Below are 17,070 nucleotides of genomic sequence, written 5' to 3' on the forward strand. Positions count from 1 at the left end.
GCAGCACTAAATAATTACCATTTAATTCGGTATGACTTAAATTATGCGCAATCTAATTAATCTATAAAACACCTGCCATCGAAATATAGCTGTATTTTCAAAGGAAAAATCATGACTGTTGAACTCATACAAACTGGAAAGGAAGATACGAATAATTATGAACAATACTTACAAGATTTAGGCTATACTGACTTAAACAAAAATGTAAAAGAAGATGTTATTGCAGTCTGGAAATTTTTCTGCAATGAAGAATTGGTATTACGGGGTTTAAAAAAGTTCGTAACTGCATATTTCTTATTTTACCAAGAAGAAAATAGATCTTTGCGCCAGTTTTTCGATGATTGGGGAAGCAAAAATCATTTTAATACACCAACCTCTTCCGAGATTAGTACGGAATTTGAAACTAGCCCTGATTTTAAGTATCCCAAACACACACCCATTTTGCATGGTGAATTAACTGCTGATCTTTTTAATAATATTCTATTAAAAAATGGTTATTTAGCTGCAGATGCGGGGGCTGGTCCAGCACATGGAAAATGGGCTCACACGACTCAATTTTTTCTTTTAGAAGAAGCTCTAAAAGAAGGTATTTTGCAATTGCATGCGCAAAGTGTTTGCCAATTTATACAAACGATCTCACAAATCAAAGGAATGTTTGAATCATTAAGCTTATGGAATATTCTATTTGATTCTTTTGATGAGCATATTTTTACTTCACCTAATAACATTACCAAGATCTTAACGAGTTCGTGGGATTCTTCAGAGGCAGCTCAATTTCTAGCTGCTAAATTTAATGCTTTTGAAGAGAAATTTAATCGAATTGCAAAAGAGGAAAAATGCTATGAAGGTTATGCCAAACAAAAGTATTTAAGCAGATTACATGAAGCAAATTATATTTTTTATAAAGACAAATGTGCTTTATTATGGTTTGCATCAAAGAATAAAGAAGAGAAAAGCGATACAGATAACTTAGGGAGTGTATGCACATCCTTTTTAGAAGTTTAAGAGTGCTGAAGCTCACCTCTTCCTGAATTGAAAAGATGAGCTAAGCAATTACAATGAGTGCTGCTTCTGATGTGCTGGATGTGACTCTTTAAGAATGAAGCTTGCAATAAGCAAACTGGCTAAAAAGCATATTGGCATTACCATTAAGGCAACCTGGTAACTTTCAACACTGTATACATGCGCCCCATCCACTACATGCCATAAGTTAGTATGCTGTAATATGTAACCTACTAAGGGCTGAAATATCGCACCACCTAACACAACTGAAAGATTATTAAAACCTGAAGCAGTACCAACAAACTCAGGAGGGTTATTTTCTTTGACCACTGCAAAACTTACCGTTTGTCCACCTGCTCCTAAACCCAGTACAAAGAGAACAAGGGGCGCCCATCCATAAGACAATCCAGGCAAATACAATAGGACCAATGTGGCAAATAATCCTAAAAATGCACTAATAATCAGAGCAATACGTCGGCTTTCAATCCTATCACTGAACCATCCTAAGAGAGGACTCCCCACACCTATTCCAATCCAAATCATACTGCATAATCCTGAAGCAGCAACTAAGTTTATTTGAAATTTTTCTTGTAAATATGGAACTCCCCAGAGTGCGGCAAAAACTGCAATTGGAGCCCAGATTGTGAATGCATAACTGCCTATTATCCAAGTATAACCATGTTTGCACACTGCAATAAGTCGTTTCCATTCATCGCGTAGGTAATGTTCAGGAACTGATTGACTTTTCTGGTGCGGATAATCTCGAATATACAACCAAAAAAATGCGGCTAAAATAAAGCCAATAATCGAAAGGATAAAACTTGCATTCCGCCACCCCACAGCCTGAATTAAGTAGGCAAGAGGCATTTCACCAAAAATGGCACCAACCGAACTCATCAATTGGGCAACTCCTGCCAAAATGGCAAAATAATAAGGAGGAAACCATCGCGATAAAAGAACCAGCACCCCTATAAAAGAAAATGCGGAGCCAATACCAATAAGGAACCTGCCGATACACGCAGTGAATACACTGTCTGTTGAAGCAAAAAAAGCAGATCCAAGCGCACATAGTATAATTGCAAAAGTCATTAATTTTCGCGGACCATAACGATCGTATAAGACACCAGCAGGTATTTGCGTGGGCGCGTAAGCATAAAAATAAAATGCAGATATAACTCCAAATCCTTGTCCAGTGACCCCAAAGGTTTTCATCATGGATTCCGCCATAACGCTGGGTGCTACTTGCAAAATGAATTCGTATAAATAAAATGATGCCGCGAGAAAAAATATAAAATAAGCAGTTACGAGACTTGTGCCCGTTCCTTGACTTGTGCTTTTTGAATAATGTGCGCTCAATTTAAGGTCACTCCGTTTGAAATTCCACATTTAAGCCTATACATATTTATTTTGTCAATATAAACTTGCTAGACAAGCAAATACAGTGCTTTTTCGCTTTTCATTTTGAGATACAAAACCTGGTCAACAGGCAGAAAAATAACTACTTCAACTCCTGATTCTACTGCAGCTTACTTAGGCCGATTGATTTTCTTTCACATCATTTTATAACAGGATAGATCGCACCTAAAATTGCTGGTTGTCGTGCGCCAGTAATAGTACATAAATCCACTGGAATTTGATTTATCGTTTGTTCAGCAAGCCAAGCAAACATCATTGCTTCCAAGTAATCAGGGCTAAGGCCTATTTCAGCAATACTTTTTACCTTGGTTTGAGGCAACAATTCAATCAACATATGCAATAAAGCAGAATTATGAGTGCCTCCTCCACATAAGTACATTGTTTCAGCATGATTTTGTTCATTTAATACTGTATCCGCAATTGTTTTAGCAGTAAATGCAAGCAGAGTTTTTTGTACGTCTGCAGGTTGATACTGTTCTTTTAAATGGCCCTCTAACCATAATAAAGAAAAGTATTCTTTTCCTATACTTTTGGGGGATGGCGAATTAACGAACGAATCAGACATTAGCATTTCAAGAAGAGGTTCGATAACTTTACCTTGCCGCGCCCATACTCCATTAGCATCATAAGATTTTCCCTGGTGTTTCATGATCCATGCATCCATTAAACAATTTCCAGGGCCTACGTCCCAGCCTTTAATTGGCTCATTTGCATTAATCAATGTAATATTCGCGATGCCCCCTATATTCACTACAGCGACATGATTATTTTCATTACCAAATAATTTGTAATGATAAAGAGGCGCAAAAGGAGCTCCTTGCCCCCCCAGCACTAGATCACGGGTTCGAAAATCAGCCACAACCGTGATACCTGTTAATGCAGCGATAGTGTGAGCACATCCCAGCTGTAAAGTATAGGGAATAGTGCACTGAGTATTATGACATACTGTTTGGCCGTGACTCCCTATGGAGCAAATATCACTGGCTGATAATTTTGCTTTCTGTAATAATTCATTTACTGCATAGGCAAATTCTCTTCCAATTAAGGTATTGAGCTGACAAATAGATGCGACACTTAAATCTGAACCCGAAAGCAGCTTCTCCATCCGCATTACTACTTCGTTACTGTATTTTTTAGTAATTCCATAAAGCAGCGTATTTGTTGATACATCAACAAGAGCCGCATCAATACCATCCATACTTGTTCCGGACATCAAGCCAATGTACAGAGTCATTAATTAATCCTCAATTTATCGCCAGTAACACTATGTAGTTACAATCTGAAACAAGTATAAAAGTTATTCGTAGTAATTTCAGCTATTTCATCATAGGACATATTACGAAGCTCAGCGATAGCCTCGGCTACATGCTTCACAAGTGCAGGATGATTTTGTTTGCCACGATAAGGCACTGGAGCTAAATAGGGGGAATCCGTTTCAATAAGTATTCTATTTAGAGGCACCTTACGGGCTACATCTTGAAGTGCAATTGCATTTTTAAATGTAACAATTCCTGAAAATGAAATATAAAAATTTAAATCCATCGCTTTATGTGCGATGTCCAAACTTTCAGCAAAACAATGCATGACGCCACCAATTTGATGTGCATTTTCTTCTCCCATTAATGCTATCGTATCATCTGCCGCCTGGCGAGTATGAATAATTAAGGGTTTTGAAGATTTTAATGCAGCTTTTATATGTTCTCTGAAAAGGTTCCGCTGTATCTCCTGAGCTTCTTCGGTATGGGTTCGATAATAATCCAAACCTGTTTCGCCTATGGCAATACATGCTGGATTTACCGCCAAATCACATAGCATTTGTGCTGTAACAGGATATTCCATTTCAGTATTGGGATGAACACCTACAGAAATGCTGATATTAGAATATTTTGCTGCAAGTTTTTCTAATTGTGGATAATCTTTTAATTCGACGCAAACAGATAAAAAATGCTGCACGCCATTAGCTTTTGCTTGAGCCAGTACATTGGCTATATCATCATTGAAATCTGCTAAATCGAGAAAATTCAAATGACAGTGCGAATCAACTAACATGGATGCCCTCATTAAATATTATGCGTTCTAAATTGTATCGGTTAATTGCGAGGATTTTAACATACCTGCTAAATAGGTCTCTATTTTATTACACAGGTAGCGGCTGTTTTCACCAATAAATTGTACCCCTATTCCAGGTACTTTATTAGCCTGAGCGCCTTTGGGAGTAATCCAAATCACCTTACCATCGACTACGTAGAGTTCATCTTCATCTATTAATTTAATCAATAACTTAACCATTGAACCAAACAAATAATCGCTATTAGTACGGATAAATAATCCGCCTCCTTTTATAAAAGGCATATAAGCTGCATATAGTGCTGATTCATTAAGAAATGTGCAATTGATTTGAGGAATTGTATCCATCATCGCCTTCCTTTATATCCCTTAATTTTCAGTAAAATCAAAATATTAATGCATCGGCTTTATGAGAAAGTCCTAGATTTACTGTATAGTCCTAGGTTCCGTGAACCAATTTTTTTAATTACTTGAAAAGTAGGCAGTTTTTATAGTGAAATTCGATTGCGATCGTTAACAACACTAATGGAACTGCCTACATGTATAATAATATATCAGAACGAGTCTGGGATACAATTTATTCTTTTCTGCAAGGAGTAAAAGGATTGCACATTAAGAATAATGAGAAGACAAGATGCTTTGTGGAAGGAGTCTGGTATGTATTACGTACAGGCTGTCAATGGCGCCTGCTCCCGCCCTATTACGGACATTGGCGTAAAATTCACAAGCGATATAAAATGTGGTCAGATCGCGGCATTTGGACTGGCTTAATGTCTTCAGTTAGCGATGTTGATGATCAAGCCGTCATGATTGATGCCACCATAGTGCGCGCGCATGCGTGTGCATCTGGTTACGACAAGGAAGGGAATGATGCTCAGGCATTGGGGCGCAGTAAAGGAGGTTTTACCACTAAAATTCACGCTTTGGTGGATGGACTGGGGAATCCGATTAAGTTTATCCTGACCGGGGGACATCGAAACGATATTACTCAAGCAGCAGAGCTATTGAAGGAGCAGCGTGACACGATAGTTCTTGCAGATAAAGGATATGATTCACAGGCACTTGTTGACACACTGGAGAGTCAAGGCTGTATTGCAACCATTCCGTCAAAAAAGAATGCGAAGAACCCAAGAAAAATCGATAAAGAGCAGTACAAAGAGCGGTTTTTAGTTGAAGCTTTTTTCTCCAAAATCAAACACTTTCGGCGTGTTTTTTCTCGTTTTGATAAAACAACGACCGCTTTTTCCGGGTTCTTACATTTGGCCGGAGCGCTTATATGGATGCGCTAGAAAATTGGTTCACGGAACCTAGCAATAAATCTTCCAATGCCAAAATCTGATTTACATTTATATTATGGCTTAATTTTCTCTGCAATGTATTTAATTTGTCTATTTGATCAAAAATTATTATGGGATTTAATAAAGACATTAAATGATTCAATTGGTGAATCGCTGGACCAACAGCTGCAGGCATATTAATTTGCATCATGTGTATTTGCGCATAGACTAAATACAAAAACCAAAGTAATGCACCAAACTCAAATTGATTCCATTGGGCTGCAATCACACTCGGATGTTCTTTTTGTTCCACCACAGCGATTAACCCTTCTAAAATAAATTCCGATTGTTTCACAATCATTGCTTGTTCAGATTCCGATGAGTAGTACTCAGCCAATTGCAAAAGATTAATAACTGATAAATCTTCATGTGATGTAAAGCGAATGATTTGACATCTGCTTAAAACCGTAGGCAATAAAGTGCTTAGTTGCTGAGCTAAAAGTAAAAATATCGTCTGTGGCGCCGGCTCCTCTAAAATTTTTAGTAATGAGTTCGCAGCAGCAGTATTCATTCGATCAGCCGATTCAATCACAATCAAACGATGTTTGCTCCGCTGAGGAGTCAAATAAGCATAATTTTGTAATTCTCTGATTTGATCAATTTTAATTGGACCACTACTTTTTTCTGGTTTGACCCATTCCACATCAGGATGTTCTCCATGAGCAACCATGTGACAATCAGCGCACTCAAAGCAAGGTTTATTTTCCTTTTTTTTACAGAAAATTAATTGAGTTAATTTCTTAACAAAATCCATAAAAGCAGAATCAAACGAACCCACGAATAGTATAGACTGCGGCATACGATTACTTACCCATGCGGACTGCATTTGATTCCATTGGGTTTGATATTCTTTCTTTCCATTCAATGGTGAAAGATCCTGAAGCTCATTAAAGTCGCTCATCCCTGCTGCTCTATAAATTCATTCATTGCTTTTCGAATTGACTGTTGCACTTCATCTAGCGGTTGCCTCGCATCAATTGTTATTGCATTCGTGCTCATTTCAACATGACGAATATAACTTTTATGAACACGATGGAAAAAATCAATAGATTGTTGCTCGATTCTATCAAACTCTCCTCTTGATTTGACTCTCTTCATCCCTTCCTCAGGACCAATATCTAAATAGACAATCAAATCCGGTTTAAATCCCTTCAATGCAAAAGAAGATAACTGATGTATTATCTCTTGATCTAAGCCACGTCCACCGCCTTGATAGGCCATAGTCGAAAGTTCGAATCGATCTGCGATAACCCAGACTCCTCGAAGTAATGCAGGCTTAATAATTTCCTCAAAAAGCTGAATACGGGCTGTATAAAGTAATAATAATTCACTGCGATCATCCAAAATATCACGATAATCTGGATTTTTGATCAAATCACGCAAAATCTCGCCTATTGCGGTGCCACCAGGCTCCCGAGTAGTTAGGGTTTTAATTTGTCTTTCTGCCAGCAGCTCTGTAATAGTACTTATTGCAGTAGACTTCCCTGCTCCCTCCAATCCTTCAATAACAATTAATTTCCCGCTTAACGATGGCATTAAAAATCCTTGCGTTTGTATTGATTAATTGCTTGCTTTTGCTGTTCATAAGTTTCTGAAAACTGATGTGTTCCATCTCCTTTGGCAACAAAATATAAATAATTGGATAATTGAGGATGTGCTGCTGCATCCAAGGCCTCTTTACCCACCATCGCAATCGGCGTTGGCGGTAATCCTCGATTATGATATGAGTTATAGGGCGAATCGATGAGCAAATCATTGTGAGATAGTTTTCCGGTATATGCAGCACCTAAGCCATAAATGATTGTGGGATCCATCTGTAGAGGCATTTTTTTATTTAAGCGGTTAACCATTACTCCTGAAATTAATTTTCGCTCTTGCGAAATAGCTGTTTCCTTTTCAATTATTGAGGCTGCTGTAAGTAATTCGTATGGGCTTTTATAAGGCAGGTTAGGCGCTCTGTTAGCCCAACTCGTATTTAAATAATTCATTAAATTACGATGAGCATGCTCTAACAAACTTCTCCCACTACTCCCACCTGGATATTGATAAGTATCAGCGAGTAGTAAGCCTTCCGCATTAGGATGATCACCCTGAATCGAACTCCAATCCTCCGAACGATAATTCAAATATGCTGCTCTCATCAAATCTTGAGAAATTTTCTGCTGCGTAGTCCCTGCAATTATTGTAAAATTTTGCGTTAAAACATCTCCGGCTACGATTCGATGCACTAATTGCATTGGCGTTTCACCTGGGTTTATTTGATATACACCTGCTTTAAGTTGAGAAGACAAACCTGAGTAACGAATCATCATTAAAAGCATTGAACTTGAATGGATTAGATTGTTCTCTTTTAAACTTTTTACAAATTGTGATGCCGAAGCAGCTCGGTCAACGGTGATAATAACTGGCGAACCTTGTTTTGGAACAATAGGTCTTGTGATTTGACTATAGACAATCAAAAAGAAAGAAAGGAAAGACATAAAAAACAGTATTACCACAAAAAGCACCAGTTTTTTATGTCTTGTAAACGTCATTTATACACGCTTAAATAATAAGCTACCATTTGTTCCACCAAAACCCAATGAGTTACTCAGAACGTAATTAATAGCTCTTTTTTGAGGTGTATAGGGTACATAGTTCAAATCACATCCTTCATCTGGATTATCCAAATTAATAGTGGGTGGAGCAATCTGATCTCTGATTGCTAAAACACTAAATATTGCTTCTACAGCTCCGGCAGCACCTAATAAGTGTCCAGTCATTGATTTTGTAGAGCTCACAGCCAAATCATAAGCATGTTGCTTAAATACACGTTTAATCGCTTTTGTTTCATTCAAATCATTAAGATAAGTAGAGGTACCATGCGCATTAATATAATCAATCTGTTCGGGATCAATACCTGCATCATGTATCGCTGCTTCCATTGCACGAGCAGCACCATCAGCATCATCATCTGGAGCAGTGATATGAAAAGCATCACCAGACATACCGAATCCTAAAAGTTCAGCATAAATTTTTGCGCCACGAGCTTTAGCATGCTCATATTCCTCTAGTACAAGAACACCTGCACCCTCGCCCATAACAAAACCATCTCTATCCTTATCAAAAGGTCTTGATGCTTTTGCAGGCTCATCATTACGCTTAGATAAAGAGCGTACAGCAGAAAATCCTGCTAAACATAGCGGTGTTAAGGTCATTTCGGCCCCACCACATACCATGACATCGGCATCGCCATAAGCAATCATTCGTCCAGCAAGACCAATATTGTGTGTTCCTGTAGTACAGGCAGTAACAACTGCAATATTGGGGCCTTTGAGCTGATGTCTAATTGAAATCTGTCCAGCTACCATATTGATAATACCGGCTGGAATAAAAAATGGAGAAACCTTTCGAGGACCACCCGCCATCAGTTTATCCTGATTATTGGTAATTGTCTGGATGCCGCCAATACCTGCACCCACAGCAACACCAATACGATTTGATAAATTTGCATCAATCTTCAAACCCGAATCAAGTATTGCTTCATCAGCCGCAGCAATACCGTATTGGGTAAATACATCCATTTTACGTGCATCTTTAAGCGGAACATAGTTCTCAATATTAAAATTCTTAACTTTGGCCCATATCCGTGTGCTGTACTCGGCAGCATCAAACTCATCTGCCAAAACAACGCCACTTACACCAGCCAATATATTTTGCCAAGTTTCTTCTACATTAAGTCCGACAGGGGTCACCATACCCATACCAGTAATTACTATACGCCGCTTATTCAATGAAAGCTCCTCGTAAAACCTCTCCTCCATCTCCCACACGCTAAGAGCAGAAGAGAAGGAGATAAAAGAAAACCGTTACGCTTCTTCTTTATTTAAATTAGATTCAATATAATCAATTGCTTCTTGAATCGTGGTAATTTTTTCAGCTTTTTCGTCAGGAATTTCTGTTTCAAATTCTTCTTCTAGAGCCATAACCAATTCCACAGTGTCTAAAGAATCAGCACCTAGGTCATCAACAAATGATGCATCATTCTTTAACTCTTCTTCTTTAACACCTAATTGTTCAACAACAATTTTGCGAACACGCTCTTCAACTGTACTCATAACTTGATTTTCCTCTTTCGGTTGATAGAAATTTAAAAAAACTCTGGGTTAATTACCATACTACTTCCACTTAACTTTAATTGCTTGAAAAATAAGCCTCATATTCATTCTTTAAATTTTAACCAATTTAACAAATAAGCCAGGTTCCATCTTTTTAATCTAATCACTTCAATTTAAAAGCAATTCAGAAAAACCAAAACAACCAAAGTTAAATGGAAGTGGTATAGTTTATTCATTTATACAGATAACGCAAGTGCATTTAGTCCATATACATGCCGCCATTGACATGGATTGTTTCACCTGTGATATATTTAGCACTTTCTGAAGCTAAAAAAGCAACCGCTTCAGCTATATCTCCAGGCTCTCCCAGCTTACGCATAGGAATTCTTTTTAACATTTCATCCTTTACCATATCAGGTAAAGCTGCTGTCATGTCTGTATCAATAAAACCGGGAGCGACAACATTGACAGTAATTCCCCTGCTTCCTACTTCTTGGGCTAAAGACTTACTGAAACCAACAATGCCGGCTTTTGCTGCGGTATAATTCACTTGGCCTGAATTTCCGCTTGAACCAACCACTGACCCAATAGAAATAATCCGTCCCCATCGTGCTCTAAACATGGGTTTTATACAAATTTTAGACATTTTGTATATTGAATTCAAATTTGTTTCAATTACCCTATACCACTCATCATCGTCCATACGCAGCAATAAATTATCGGAGGTTATCCCAGCATTATTTACCAATATTGAAGGAGATTGGTTCTCTTTAGCCAATTCACTTATCACTTGTTCTATTTGCTCTGAATTTGTAACATCAAGAACTAATCCCTTGCCTGATAATTTTTCTTTTTCAAAATAGGCATTAATTGATTGAGCACCTTGCTCTGAAGTTGCCGTACCAAATACCAAAGCACCTTGCTGTGCCAATTTAAGGGCTATAGCCTGTCCTATTCCCCTGCTTGCCCCTGTGACTAAGGCAATTTTTCCCTCTAGACTCATCATTTATTTTCCTCAATAGAAAATGTTTATTTGTGTAGGTTACGGCGTATTTGACAAACAATTTCAGGTTCCATGCTACAGCCATAGCTATTTACATCTCAGCATACAATCCAGGCTCGCTTTTTCCATATCTCCAGACTAGGCGAATTCTTCTTCAACCTGTTCCAGGCTAATCGTATCGTAAACACTGATAGTATTTAAGCTTCTGTCTATTCGTTTAACTAATCCGCCGAGTACTTTTCCAGGACCACACTCAAGAATTAACTCAATACCATTATTTTTAAAAAGCTGGATTGTTTCAACCCAACGAACAGGGCTGTATAGCTGCTCTTTTAACTTTTCACGTATATGCTGTACTGAGTGATAAATGCTTAAATCAACATTACTCACCACATCAGTTGTTGGGGTTTTGAATTCAATTTTAGCTAGATATTCAGCAAAGGATACTGCAGCATCAGACAATAAGGGACAATGGCATGGAACACTGACTGGAATCACTTTAGCCAGACGGGCCCCAACTTCCTCAGCTAGTCCTAATATTCGTGCGACCGCTGGAGTATGACCTGCAACAACTACCTGTCCGATTGCATTATAGTTAGCAGGAGTCACAACTTCATTTGCTTGGCTGGCTTGCTCACATAAAGTTTTTACTTGCTCATCTGTTAAACCAACAATTGCAGCCATAGCACCCAAGCCCAAAGGTACTGCATTTTGCATTACTTGTCCTCTACGGGCTACCAAACATGCAGCATCAAATAATGACAACGCATTAGCACAAACCAATGCGGCATATTCACCTAAACTATGGCCAGCCATAAGCATTGGCTGAGTAATATTATGCTGCATCAATACTCTATATACAGCCACATCCGCAGTAAGCATTGCGACTTGAGTATGCTCTGTTTGATTTAGTTTTTCTTCAGGACCATGTTGCACTAGTTTCCAAAGATCATAACCAACCGCCTCTGATGCTTCTGCAAAAGTCTTTACAACAATAGGATACTGCAACTCAAAATCAGCCAACATTCCTATTGATTGCGAACCTTGCCCGGGAAATACAAATGCTGTTTTTACCATATTAAAAATAGCTCCGAACTAAAAATTTAATTCAAAAAAGTTAACTCAAATAATCATTAATAACGAATTACCATAGCTCCCCATGTCATCCCACCTCCAAAGGACTCAATCAATAACAGCTCATCTCTCTTAATCTGATTGGTTCGAATAGAATGGTCTAGAGCCAAAGGAATAGATGCAGCCGAGGTATTACCCTGGCTACCGATAGTAACGATCACTTGTGACATAGGAAGGTCCAGTTTTTTTGCAATGGCTTGAATGATACGCATATTTGCTTGATGAGGAATGAGCCATTGAATATCTGATTTCTTTAAATGACTCACCTCTAGAACTTCATCAACAACATCACCCATAATTTTGACAGCAATTTTAAAAACCTCATTACCACGCATACTAATCGTAGCGCGTTGATTATCGAATGTTGCATTACTAAGATTTAATAGCTTTTCAGCATCATAAGAAGCATGTAATACGCTACCCATAAGACCTTGCCTGTCACTGGCACTTAGAACTACGGCTCCGGCACCATCACCAAATAAAACACAGGTCGAGCGATCAGTCCAATCCACAGCCCTGGACATGCTTTCACTGCCAATGACTAGGATATTTTTTACAGCACCAGCTGCAATATACTGTTTTGCAATATCCATCACATAAACAAAGCCACTGCATGCAGCACCAACATCAAAAGCAGGTATAGGTCGCTTAATTTTTAAAGCATGCTGAACATAACAAGCTACTCCAGGAAAGAAATGATCTGGAGTACATGTAGCAACTAATATCAAATCAATTTCATCAGCGTCCAAACCTGAAGCACTTAATGCCTGTTCAGCAGCTTTCGATGCCATATACGAGGTGGTTTCATAAGGTTGTGCAATACTACGACTGCTAATGCCAGTTCGAGTTACAATCCACTCATCGCTGGTATCCAGCATTGATTCCAGTTCAAGATTGGTAAGTTGTTTTTCAGGAATATAACTTCCAGTCCCACGTATTACAGCATTTTTCATAACAGCAATCCCTGATTTATAAAATCATTTATTTGAACGCGCACTAAATCAACTACATTATTTTTAACTTCAAGAACTGCTTGTTCAATAGCATGTTGAAACCCAATCTCGTTGGCACCTCCATGGCTTTTTACCACTATACCATTCAAACCGAGCATACTTGCACCATTATAACGAGAAGGATCAAAACGTTTCTTAAGATGCTTTAAAGCCGGACGAGCAATTAAAGCAGAAAGTTTGGTGTACCAATTCCTGTTAAATGATTCCATGATCAAACTTACAAAAAGCTTTGCAAGGCCTTCACTCGCTTTTAAAGCAACATTACCCACGAAACCATCACAAACTACCAAGTCTACTTCTCCGGTATAAAAATGATCGCCTTCTACATAGCCTACATAATTCATAACATCGCATTCAGCAAGCATATGTGCCGTACGCTTGACTTGATCATTTCCCTTCATTTCTTCCACGCCAATATTTAACAAGGCGATTTTCGGTTTGGGTTTATTCGCTACTGCTTGTACTAGTGCGGATCCCATAACTGCGAATTGAAATAAATGTTCCGCACAAGAGTCTACATTAGCACCTAAGTCAATCACCCATGTTCTACCGCGCATGGTTGGCAGCTCGGAAACTATTGCAGGTCTATCGATTCCAGGTAAAGTCTTTAAAACATAACGTGCTGTAGCCATTAGTGCACCGGTATTTCCAGCACTCACACAAGCCTGTGCCATGCCCTCCTTCACTAAGTTAATAGCTACACGCATGGACGAATCTTTTTTATTTCGCAAAGCATGTGAAGGCAATTCATCCATAGCCACCACTTCAGAAGCATGTACTATGGAAAATTGATTTGAAGAAGTCATCCCCTGCTTTTTTAGAGATGCATGAATCTTATCGTGAACTCCAACAAGAATGAGCTTCAAATCAGGATTATTTTTTGCCGCGCGAACACAGGCAGGAATCACAACACCTAAACCATGATCCCCACCCATCGCGTCAATTGCAATGGTGATATTTTTCAAGAAAATTACTCTTTTTCGTCTTCGTAAACGTTACCAGTATCAATGACTTTTCTACCACGATAATAACCATCTTCTGTCATATGATGACGACGATGTGTTTCACCTGTAGTTGAATCAACCGATAGTGTAGGCAAAGTCAGACTATCATGCGAACGTCGCATGTCACGGCGTGAGCGTGATTTTTTATTTTGTTGTACGGCCATTGTATTACTCCTAAACAAATTGCATTCATAAAGCGGGAATATTAGTGTTAATTAGATAAAATTTCAATAATATTCATTTTTTTCCCGCTAAAATTTGATTTATTTCACTGCTGCAATCATTAATTTCCGGATGAAATTGTGGCGCGTAGAGATGTAACTCATCAATTAGTATATCTTCCAAACTCACTTGCAAATTTTCAGAAACAATACACTCGTAAAGCTCCAATATCTGCTCTGCTCTCTCATCGTTACGACATACAGCAACTACAGTTATATTATCATATGGAAATTTGAATTCGTCTAGACAACGCTGGCATTGAATAGGCAAAACGCCCTTAACATGAAGATGAATCAGGTAAAAATCTTCTTTAGCTTCAATATGATAGATAATATCCAACGGACAGGGAGAAGTAATAAAATTGGGTAAACGCTCACTGAGTATCACGGTCTTAGTTTGTTGGCCTTGTTTAACCATTTCTTGTAAGTGGAGCATTATTGTCGTATCCTAAAGAGTTATATTTGTAAAAGGTCACTTCTAGAATTGCAGGCTGGGTGCAGCGCAGCCAAGCCCGGGAACGTCTGAGCCCTTGTGAAACCCTGGTTTCGCTGCGCTGCCGGCTACAATTCTGGAAAAAATAGAATATTAAGCGGTATCTCAATTTTATGAAAGCTAAAGTTATTGTTGGAATGTCTGGTGGGGTTGATTCCTCAGTTGCAGCATGGTTGTTACAAGAAGCAGGCTATGAAGTAGAAGGCTTGTTCATGAAAAACTGGGAGCAGGATGATAAAGATGGATTCTGCCCGGCAGCTCAAGATCTTGCTGATGCCCAAGCCGTATGTAATCAATTACGTATTCCTCTCCATGCTGTTAATTTTTCTGAAGATTACTGGCAAAAAGTTTTCACACATTTTTTAAGTGAATATGAAAAAGGAAGAACGCCGAATCCAGATGTATTGTGCAACAAGGAAATCAAATTTAATGCTTTTTTAAATCACGCGTTGAACCTTGGCGCAGACTATATTGCTACAGGTCATTATGCTAAAAATAAAATAGAAGGAGATATTGGGCTTTTATATAAAGCCAAAGATCGTGATAAAGATCAAACCTATTTCCTTCATGCTGTAGATCCTAAAGCTCTGGCAAAAACTCTGTTTCCAGTTGGTGATTATACAAAACCAGAAATTAGGGAGTTTGCTAAAAAACTTGGTTTGGTGACGCAAGCAAAAAAAGATTCGACAGGTATTTGTTTTATTGGTGAAAAGCGGTTTAAATCTTTTCTACAAGAATTTATTTTGGCGCAACCAGGCGAGATAAAAAGCACTGATGGTAAAGTTCTAGGTAAACATGATGGATTAATGTTTTACACTTTGGGTCAAAGACAAGGATTAGGAATTGGTGGTTTACAGCATTCAACCGATGATCCATGGTATGTAGTCGATAAAGACATAACTACCAATACGTTATATGTAGCCCAAGGTAGTCAACATCCAATGCTCTATGCACAAGGTTTGATTTGCGGTCCAATCCATTGGCTAGCTGATTACAAGGATAATTTACCGCTTACCTGCTATGCTAAAACACGATACAGGCAAGCAGAACAGGGCTGTATCATATCACCTCAGGATGAAAAGCGGCATTATGTGATGTTTTCAAATCCACAAAGAGCAGTTACTCCAGGACAGTACGTTGTTTTTTATGATAAAAACCAATGTTTAGGTGGGGCTACTATTGAACAAATTATTAGATAAATACATTATACTTGTATTATAGAACGGGAGTTAAAATGGCTGCTATTGATATATCCCCTGCTACCAGTACTAGCGACATTCACTTTACTGTTAGTGCAGCAGACAAAGTTGCTGAGCTAATAAAAGAAGAAGATAATTTAAACTTGAACCTACGGGTCTCAATTACAGGTGGAGGCTGCTCTGGATTTCAGTATGGATTCAGTTTTGATGAAGAAGTCAATGAGGATGATACCGTAATTGTTCAGCAATGTTCGGATGGTGTATCCTCAGTAAAACTTCTTATTGATTCAATGAGTTATCAATACTTGCATCAAGCTGAAATTGATTATGTTCAGGGTATACAGGGCGAACAATTTGTGATTCGTAATCCAAATGCAAAAACCACTTGTGGATGTGGCTCATCATTTAGCATAGATGATGAGGATGATTACTAATCATTAGCGATTCTCATGTAATGAAGCAAAACTCAATTTTGCTTCATTACATCGCTGTTTTTAAAAATTCAATAAGGTTTCACAATTACCTTAGTTCCTATTCGAATAAAATTTTTACTTAACCATTTAGCGTCGCCCGGATGCACACGGATGCAGCCATGACTTGCATTATAATTTGGCACATGATAGGAACCATGAATTGCATAATATTTTGAATAAAACATACAATAGGGCATAGGTGAACCACCCTTACCTACAGGATAACGACTGGAAACACACCCTGGGCCACCTTTACTCCAAACCGTAAAAACACCGCTCGGTGTTTTACATCCTCTTTTTATGTCCGCACAATATTTTTTACCACCAGATCCTTTGCCGGTACGAATAACTTTACCATTCGAATTAATGGCCTTCCATGTAAGGGTATTGGGATTAAAAACAAAGGTATTTGCTGAAGCGGTGGAAGAATATAAAAGAAACCCGAATAATGGAATGAATAAAAAATAAGCTAATGATAATAAAATAGAACTTTGCTTTTCCATAATAATTCCTAACAATTTAATCCATCTTCACCCTAATTCTAGTTCATTTTTTGATCAAAACAAATTATTTTCAAGCAAAAGAACAATATTTGTTCTACTATTAATGGA

At 38.2% G+C, this 17,070-nt stretch carries 20 protein-coding genes; 4 read left to right on the plus strand and 16 right to left on the minus strand.

What is annotated here, in order from left to right; translation table 11 throughout:
- The first annotated feature begins 111 nt into the window (after positions 1-111).
- Complete coding sequence (locus FOLKNPGA_RS10095) at positions 112-1,005, plus strand: LirA/MavJ family T4SS effector (protein WP_182349797.1); 894 nt, start codon at positions 112-114, stop codon at positions 1,003-1,005.
- Between the two features lie 48 nt (positions 1,006-1,053).
- On the opposite strand, the gene FOLKNPGA_RS10100 is transcribed toward FOLKNPGA_RS10095, so the two are convergent.
- The 4 genes from FOLKNPGA_RS10100 to FOLKNPGA_RS10115 form a co-directional block, all read right to left on the minus strand.
- Positions 1,054-2,388: an MFS transporter gene (locus tag FOLKNPGA_RS10100; protein ID WP_370529163.1), complete on the minus strand. Its 1,335-nt coding sequence runs from the start codon at positions 2,386-2,388 to the stop codon at positions 1,054-1,056.
- Between the two features lie 169 nt (positions 2,389-2,557).
- Complete coding sequence (locus FOLKNPGA_RS10105) at positions 2,558-3,652, minus strand: anhydro-N-acetylmuramic acid kinase (RefSeq protein WP_182349799.1); 1,095 nt, start codon at positions 3,650-3,652, stop codon at positions 2,558-2,560.
- A 38-nt stretch (positions 3,653-3,690) separates the two neighbouring features.
- A complete protein-coding gene (locus tag FOLKNPGA_RS10110; protein WP_182349800.1) occupies positions 3,691-4,467 on the minus strand; it encodes a TatD family hydrolase in 777 nt (258 codons plus the stop codon).
- A 27-nt stretch (positions 4,468-4,494) separates the two neighbouring features.
- Positions 4,495-4,833 (minus strand): PilZ domain-containing protein, encoded by a 339-nt coding sequence (locus tag FOLKNPGA_RS10115; RefSeq protein ID WP_182352828.1) that lies wholly within the window; start codon positions 4,831-4,833, stop codon positions 4,495-4,497.
- 191 nt (positions 4,834-5,024) lie between these two features.
- On the opposite strand from FOLKNPGA_RS10115, the gene FOLKNPGA_RS10120 reads away from it, so the two are divergent.
- Positions 5,025-5,774 (plus strand): IS5 family transposase, encoded by a 750-nt coding sequence (locus FOLKNPGA_RS10120; RefSeq protein ID WP_058441825.1) that lies wholly within the window; start codon positions 5,025-5,027, stop codon positions 5,772-5,774.
- On the opposite strand, the gene FOLKNPGA_RS10125 is transcribed toward FOLKNPGA_RS10120, so the two are convergent.
- The 11 genes from FOLKNPGA_RS10125 to FOLKNPGA_RS10175 form a co-directional block, all read right to left on the minus strand.
- Positions 5,758-6,723, minus strand: a complete 966-nt coding sequence (locus tag FOLKNPGA_RS10125; protein ID WP_182349801.1) for a DNA polymerase III subunit — start codon at positions 6,721-6,723, stop codon at positions 5,758-5,760. The two genes, FOLKNPGA_RS10120 and FOLKNPGA_RS10125, sit on opposite strands and share 17 nt — an antisense overlap.
- Positions 6,720-7,358: a dTMP kinase gene (tmk, locus tag FOLKNPGA_RS10130; protein WP_182349802.1), complete on the minus strand. Its 639-nt coding sequence runs from the start codon at positions 7,356-7,358 to the stop codon at positions 6,720-6,722. The genes FOLKNPGA_RS10125 and tmk overlap by 4 nt, the downstream gene beginning before the upstream one ends.
- Positions 7,358-8,356 carry an endolytic transglycosylase MltG gene (gene mltG / locus FOLKNPGA_RS10135; RefSeq protein WP_182349803.1) on the minus strand — a complete coding sequence of 333 codons (999 nt, stop codon included), beginning with the start codon at positions 8,354-8,356 and terminating at the stop codon, positions 7,358-7,360. The genes tmk and mltG overlap by 1 nt, the downstream gene beginning before the upstream one ends.
- Entirely contained in the window at positions 8,357-9,595 is a 1,239-nt protein-coding gene (fabF, locus tag FOLKNPGA_RS10140) for a beta-ketoacyl-ACP synthase II (RefSeq protein ID WP_182349804.1), read from the minus strand.
- A 75-nt stretch (positions 9,596-9,670) separates the two neighbouring features.
- Positions 9,671-9,919: an acyl carrier protein gene (gene acpP / locus FOLKNPGA_RS10145; protein WP_003631752.1), complete on the minus strand. Its 249-nt coding sequence runs from the start codon at positions 9,917-9,919 to the stop codon at positions 9,671-9,673.
- Between the two features lie 259 nt (positions 9,920-10,178).
- Positions 10,179-10,925, minus strand: a complete 747-nt coding sequence (fabG, locus tag FOLKNPGA_RS10150; RefSeq protein ID WP_182349805.1) for a 3-oxoacyl-ACP reductase FabG — start codon at positions 10,923-10,925, stop codon at positions 10,179-10,181.
- A gap of 135 nt (positions 10,926-11,060) precedes the next feature.
- Complete coding sequence (fabD, locus tag FOLKNPGA_RS10155) at positions 11,061-11,999, minus strand: ACP S-malonyltransferase (protein ID WP_182349806.1); 939 nt, start codon at positions 11,997-11,999, stop codon at positions 11,061-11,063.
- Positions 12,000-12,055: 56 nt separating this feature from the next.
- Positions 12,056-13,009 carry a beta-ketoacyl-ACP synthase III gene (locus FOLKNPGA_RS10160; protein WP_182349807.1) on the minus strand — a complete coding sequence of 318 codons (954 nt, stop codon included), beginning with the start codon at positions 13,007-13,009 and terminating at the stop codon, positions 12,056-12,058.
- The gene (gene plsX, locus FOLKNPGA_RS10165; protein WP_182349808.1) at positions 13,006-14,034 is read right to left on the minus strand and encodes a phosphate acyltransferase PlsX; all 1,029 of its coding nucleotides are present in this window, start codon (positions 14,032-14,034) and stop codon (positions 13,006-13,008) included. The genes FOLKNPGA_RS10160 and plsX overlap by 4 nt, the downstream gene beginning before the upstream one ends.
- Positions 14,035-14,039: 5 nt before the next feature.
- Positions 14,040-14,237: a 50S ribosomal protein L32 gene (rpmF, locus tag FOLKNPGA_RS10170; RefSeq protein WP_182349809.1), complete on the minus strand. Its 198-nt coding sequence runs from the start codon at positions 14,235-14,237 to the stop codon at positions 14,040-14,042.
- Between the two features lie 73 nt (positions 14,238-14,310).
- On the minus strand, positions 14,311-14,730 hold the full coding sequence (locus tag FOLKNPGA_RS10175; RefSeq protein ID WP_182349810.1) for a DUF177 domain-containing protein: 420 nt from the start codon (positions 14,728-14,730) through the stop codon (positions 14,311-14,313).
- A gap of 170 nt (positions 14,731-14,900) precedes the next feature.
- Here FOLKNPGA_RS10175 and mnmA point away from each other — a divergent pair, with 170 nt between their 5' ends.
- Positions 14,901-15,986 carry a tRNA 2-thiouridine(34) synthase MnmA gene (gene mnmA, locus FOLKNPGA_RS10180; protein WP_182349811.1) on the plus strand — a complete coding sequence of 362 codons (1,086 nt, stop codon included), beginning with the start codon at positions 14,901-14,903 and terminating at the stop codon, positions 15,984-15,986.
- Between the two features lie 35 nt (positions 15,987-16,021).
- Complete coding sequence (erpA, locus tag FOLKNPGA_RS10185; protein ID WP_182349812.1) at positions 16,022-16,420, plus strand: iron-sulfur cluster insertion protein ErpA; 399 nt, start codon at positions 16,022-16,024, stop codon at positions 16,418-16,420.
- Between the two features lie 68 nt (positions 16,421-16,488).
- Here the strand turns inward: erpA and FOLKNPGA_RS10190 are convergent, their stop codons facing one another.
- Positions 16,489-16,962, minus strand: a complete 474-nt coding sequence (locus tag FOLKNPGA_RS10190; RefSeq protein ID WP_182349813.1) for a L,D-transpeptidase — start codon at positions 16,960-16,962, stop codon at positions 16,489-16,491.
- Between the last annotated feature and the right edge of the window lie 108 nt (positions 16,963-17,070).

Origin of the sequence: Legionella sp. PC1000, assembly GCF_014109805.1 — a bacterium.
Taxonomy (GTDB): Bacteria; Pseudomonadota; Gammaproteobacteria; order Legionellales; family Legionellaceae; genus Legionella; species Legionella resiliens.

Bases quoted from the DNA above. Each gene is read 5' to 3' on its own strand.
- FOLKNPGA_RS10095 (WP_182349797.1), top strand. From the start codon at position 112: ATGACTGTTGAACTCATACAAACTGGAAAGGAAGATACGAATAATTAT.
- FOLKNPGA_RS10100 (WP_370529163.1), bottom strand. From the start codon at position 2,388: ATGTGGAATTTCAAACGGAGTGACCTTAAATTGAGCGCACATTATTCA.
- FOLKNPGA_RS10105 (WP_182349799.1), bottom strand. From the start codon at position 3,652: ATGACTCTGTACATTGGCTTGATGTCCGGAACAAGTATGGATGGTATT.
- FOLKNPGA_RS10110 (WP_182349800.1), bottom strand. From the start codon at position 4,467: ATGTTAGTTGATTCGCACTGTCATTTGAATTTTCTCGATTTAGCAGAT.
- FOLKNPGA_RS10115 (WP_182352828.1), bottom strand. From the start codon at position 4,833: ATGGATACAATTCCTCAAATCAATTGCACATTTCTTAATGAATCAGCA.
- FOLKNPGA_RS10120 (WP_058441825.1), top strand. From the start codon at position 5,025: ATGTATAATAATATATCAGAACGAGTCTGGGATACAATTTATTCTTTT.
- FOLKNPGA_RS10125 (WP_182349801.1), bottom strand. From the start codon at position 6,723: ATGAGCGACTTTAATGAGCTTCAGGATCTTTCACCATTGAATGGAAAG.
- tmk (WP_182349802.1), bottom strand. From the start codon at position 7,358: ATGCCATCGTTAAGCGGGAAATTAATTGTTATTGAAGGATTGGAGGGA.
- mltG (WP_182349803.1), bottom strand. From the start codon at position 8,356: ATGACGTTTACAAGACATAAAAAACTGGTGCTTTTTGTGGTAATACTG.
- acpP (WP_003631752.1), bottom strand. From the start codon at position 9,919: ATGAGTACAGTTGAAGAGCGTGTTCGCAAAATTGTTGTTGAACAATTA.
- fabG (WP_182349805.1), bottom strand. From the start codon at position 10,925: ATGATGAGTCTAGAGGGAAAAATTGCCTTAGTCACAGGGGCAAGCAGG.
- fabD (WP_182349806.1), bottom strand. From the start codon at position 11,999: ATGGTAAAAACAGCATTTGTATTTCCCGGGCAAGGTTCGCAATCAATA.
- FOLKNPGA_RS10160 (WP_182349807.1), bottom strand. From the start codon at position 13,009: ATGAAAAATGCTGTAATACGTGGGACTGGAAGTTATATTCCTGAAAAA.
- rpmF (WP_182349809.1), bottom strand. From the start codon at position 14,237: ATGGCCGTACAACAAAATAAAAAATCACGCTCACGCCGTGACATGCGA.
- FOLKNPGA_RS10175 (WP_182349810.1), bottom strand. From the start codon at position 14,730: ATGCTCCACTTACAAGAAATGGTTAAACAAGGCCAACAAACTAAGACC.
- mnmA (WP_182349811.1), top strand. From the start codon at position 14,901: ATGAAAGCTAAAGTTATTGTTGGAATGTCTGGTGGGGTTGATTCCTCA.
- erpA (WP_182349812.1), top strand. From the start codon at position 16,022: ATGGCTGCTATTGATATATCCCCTGCTACCAGTACTAGCGACATTCAC.
- FOLKNPGA_RS10190 (WP_182349813.1), bottom strand. From the start codon at position 16,962: ATGGAAAAGCAAAGTTCTATTTTATTATCATTAGCTTATTTTTTATTC.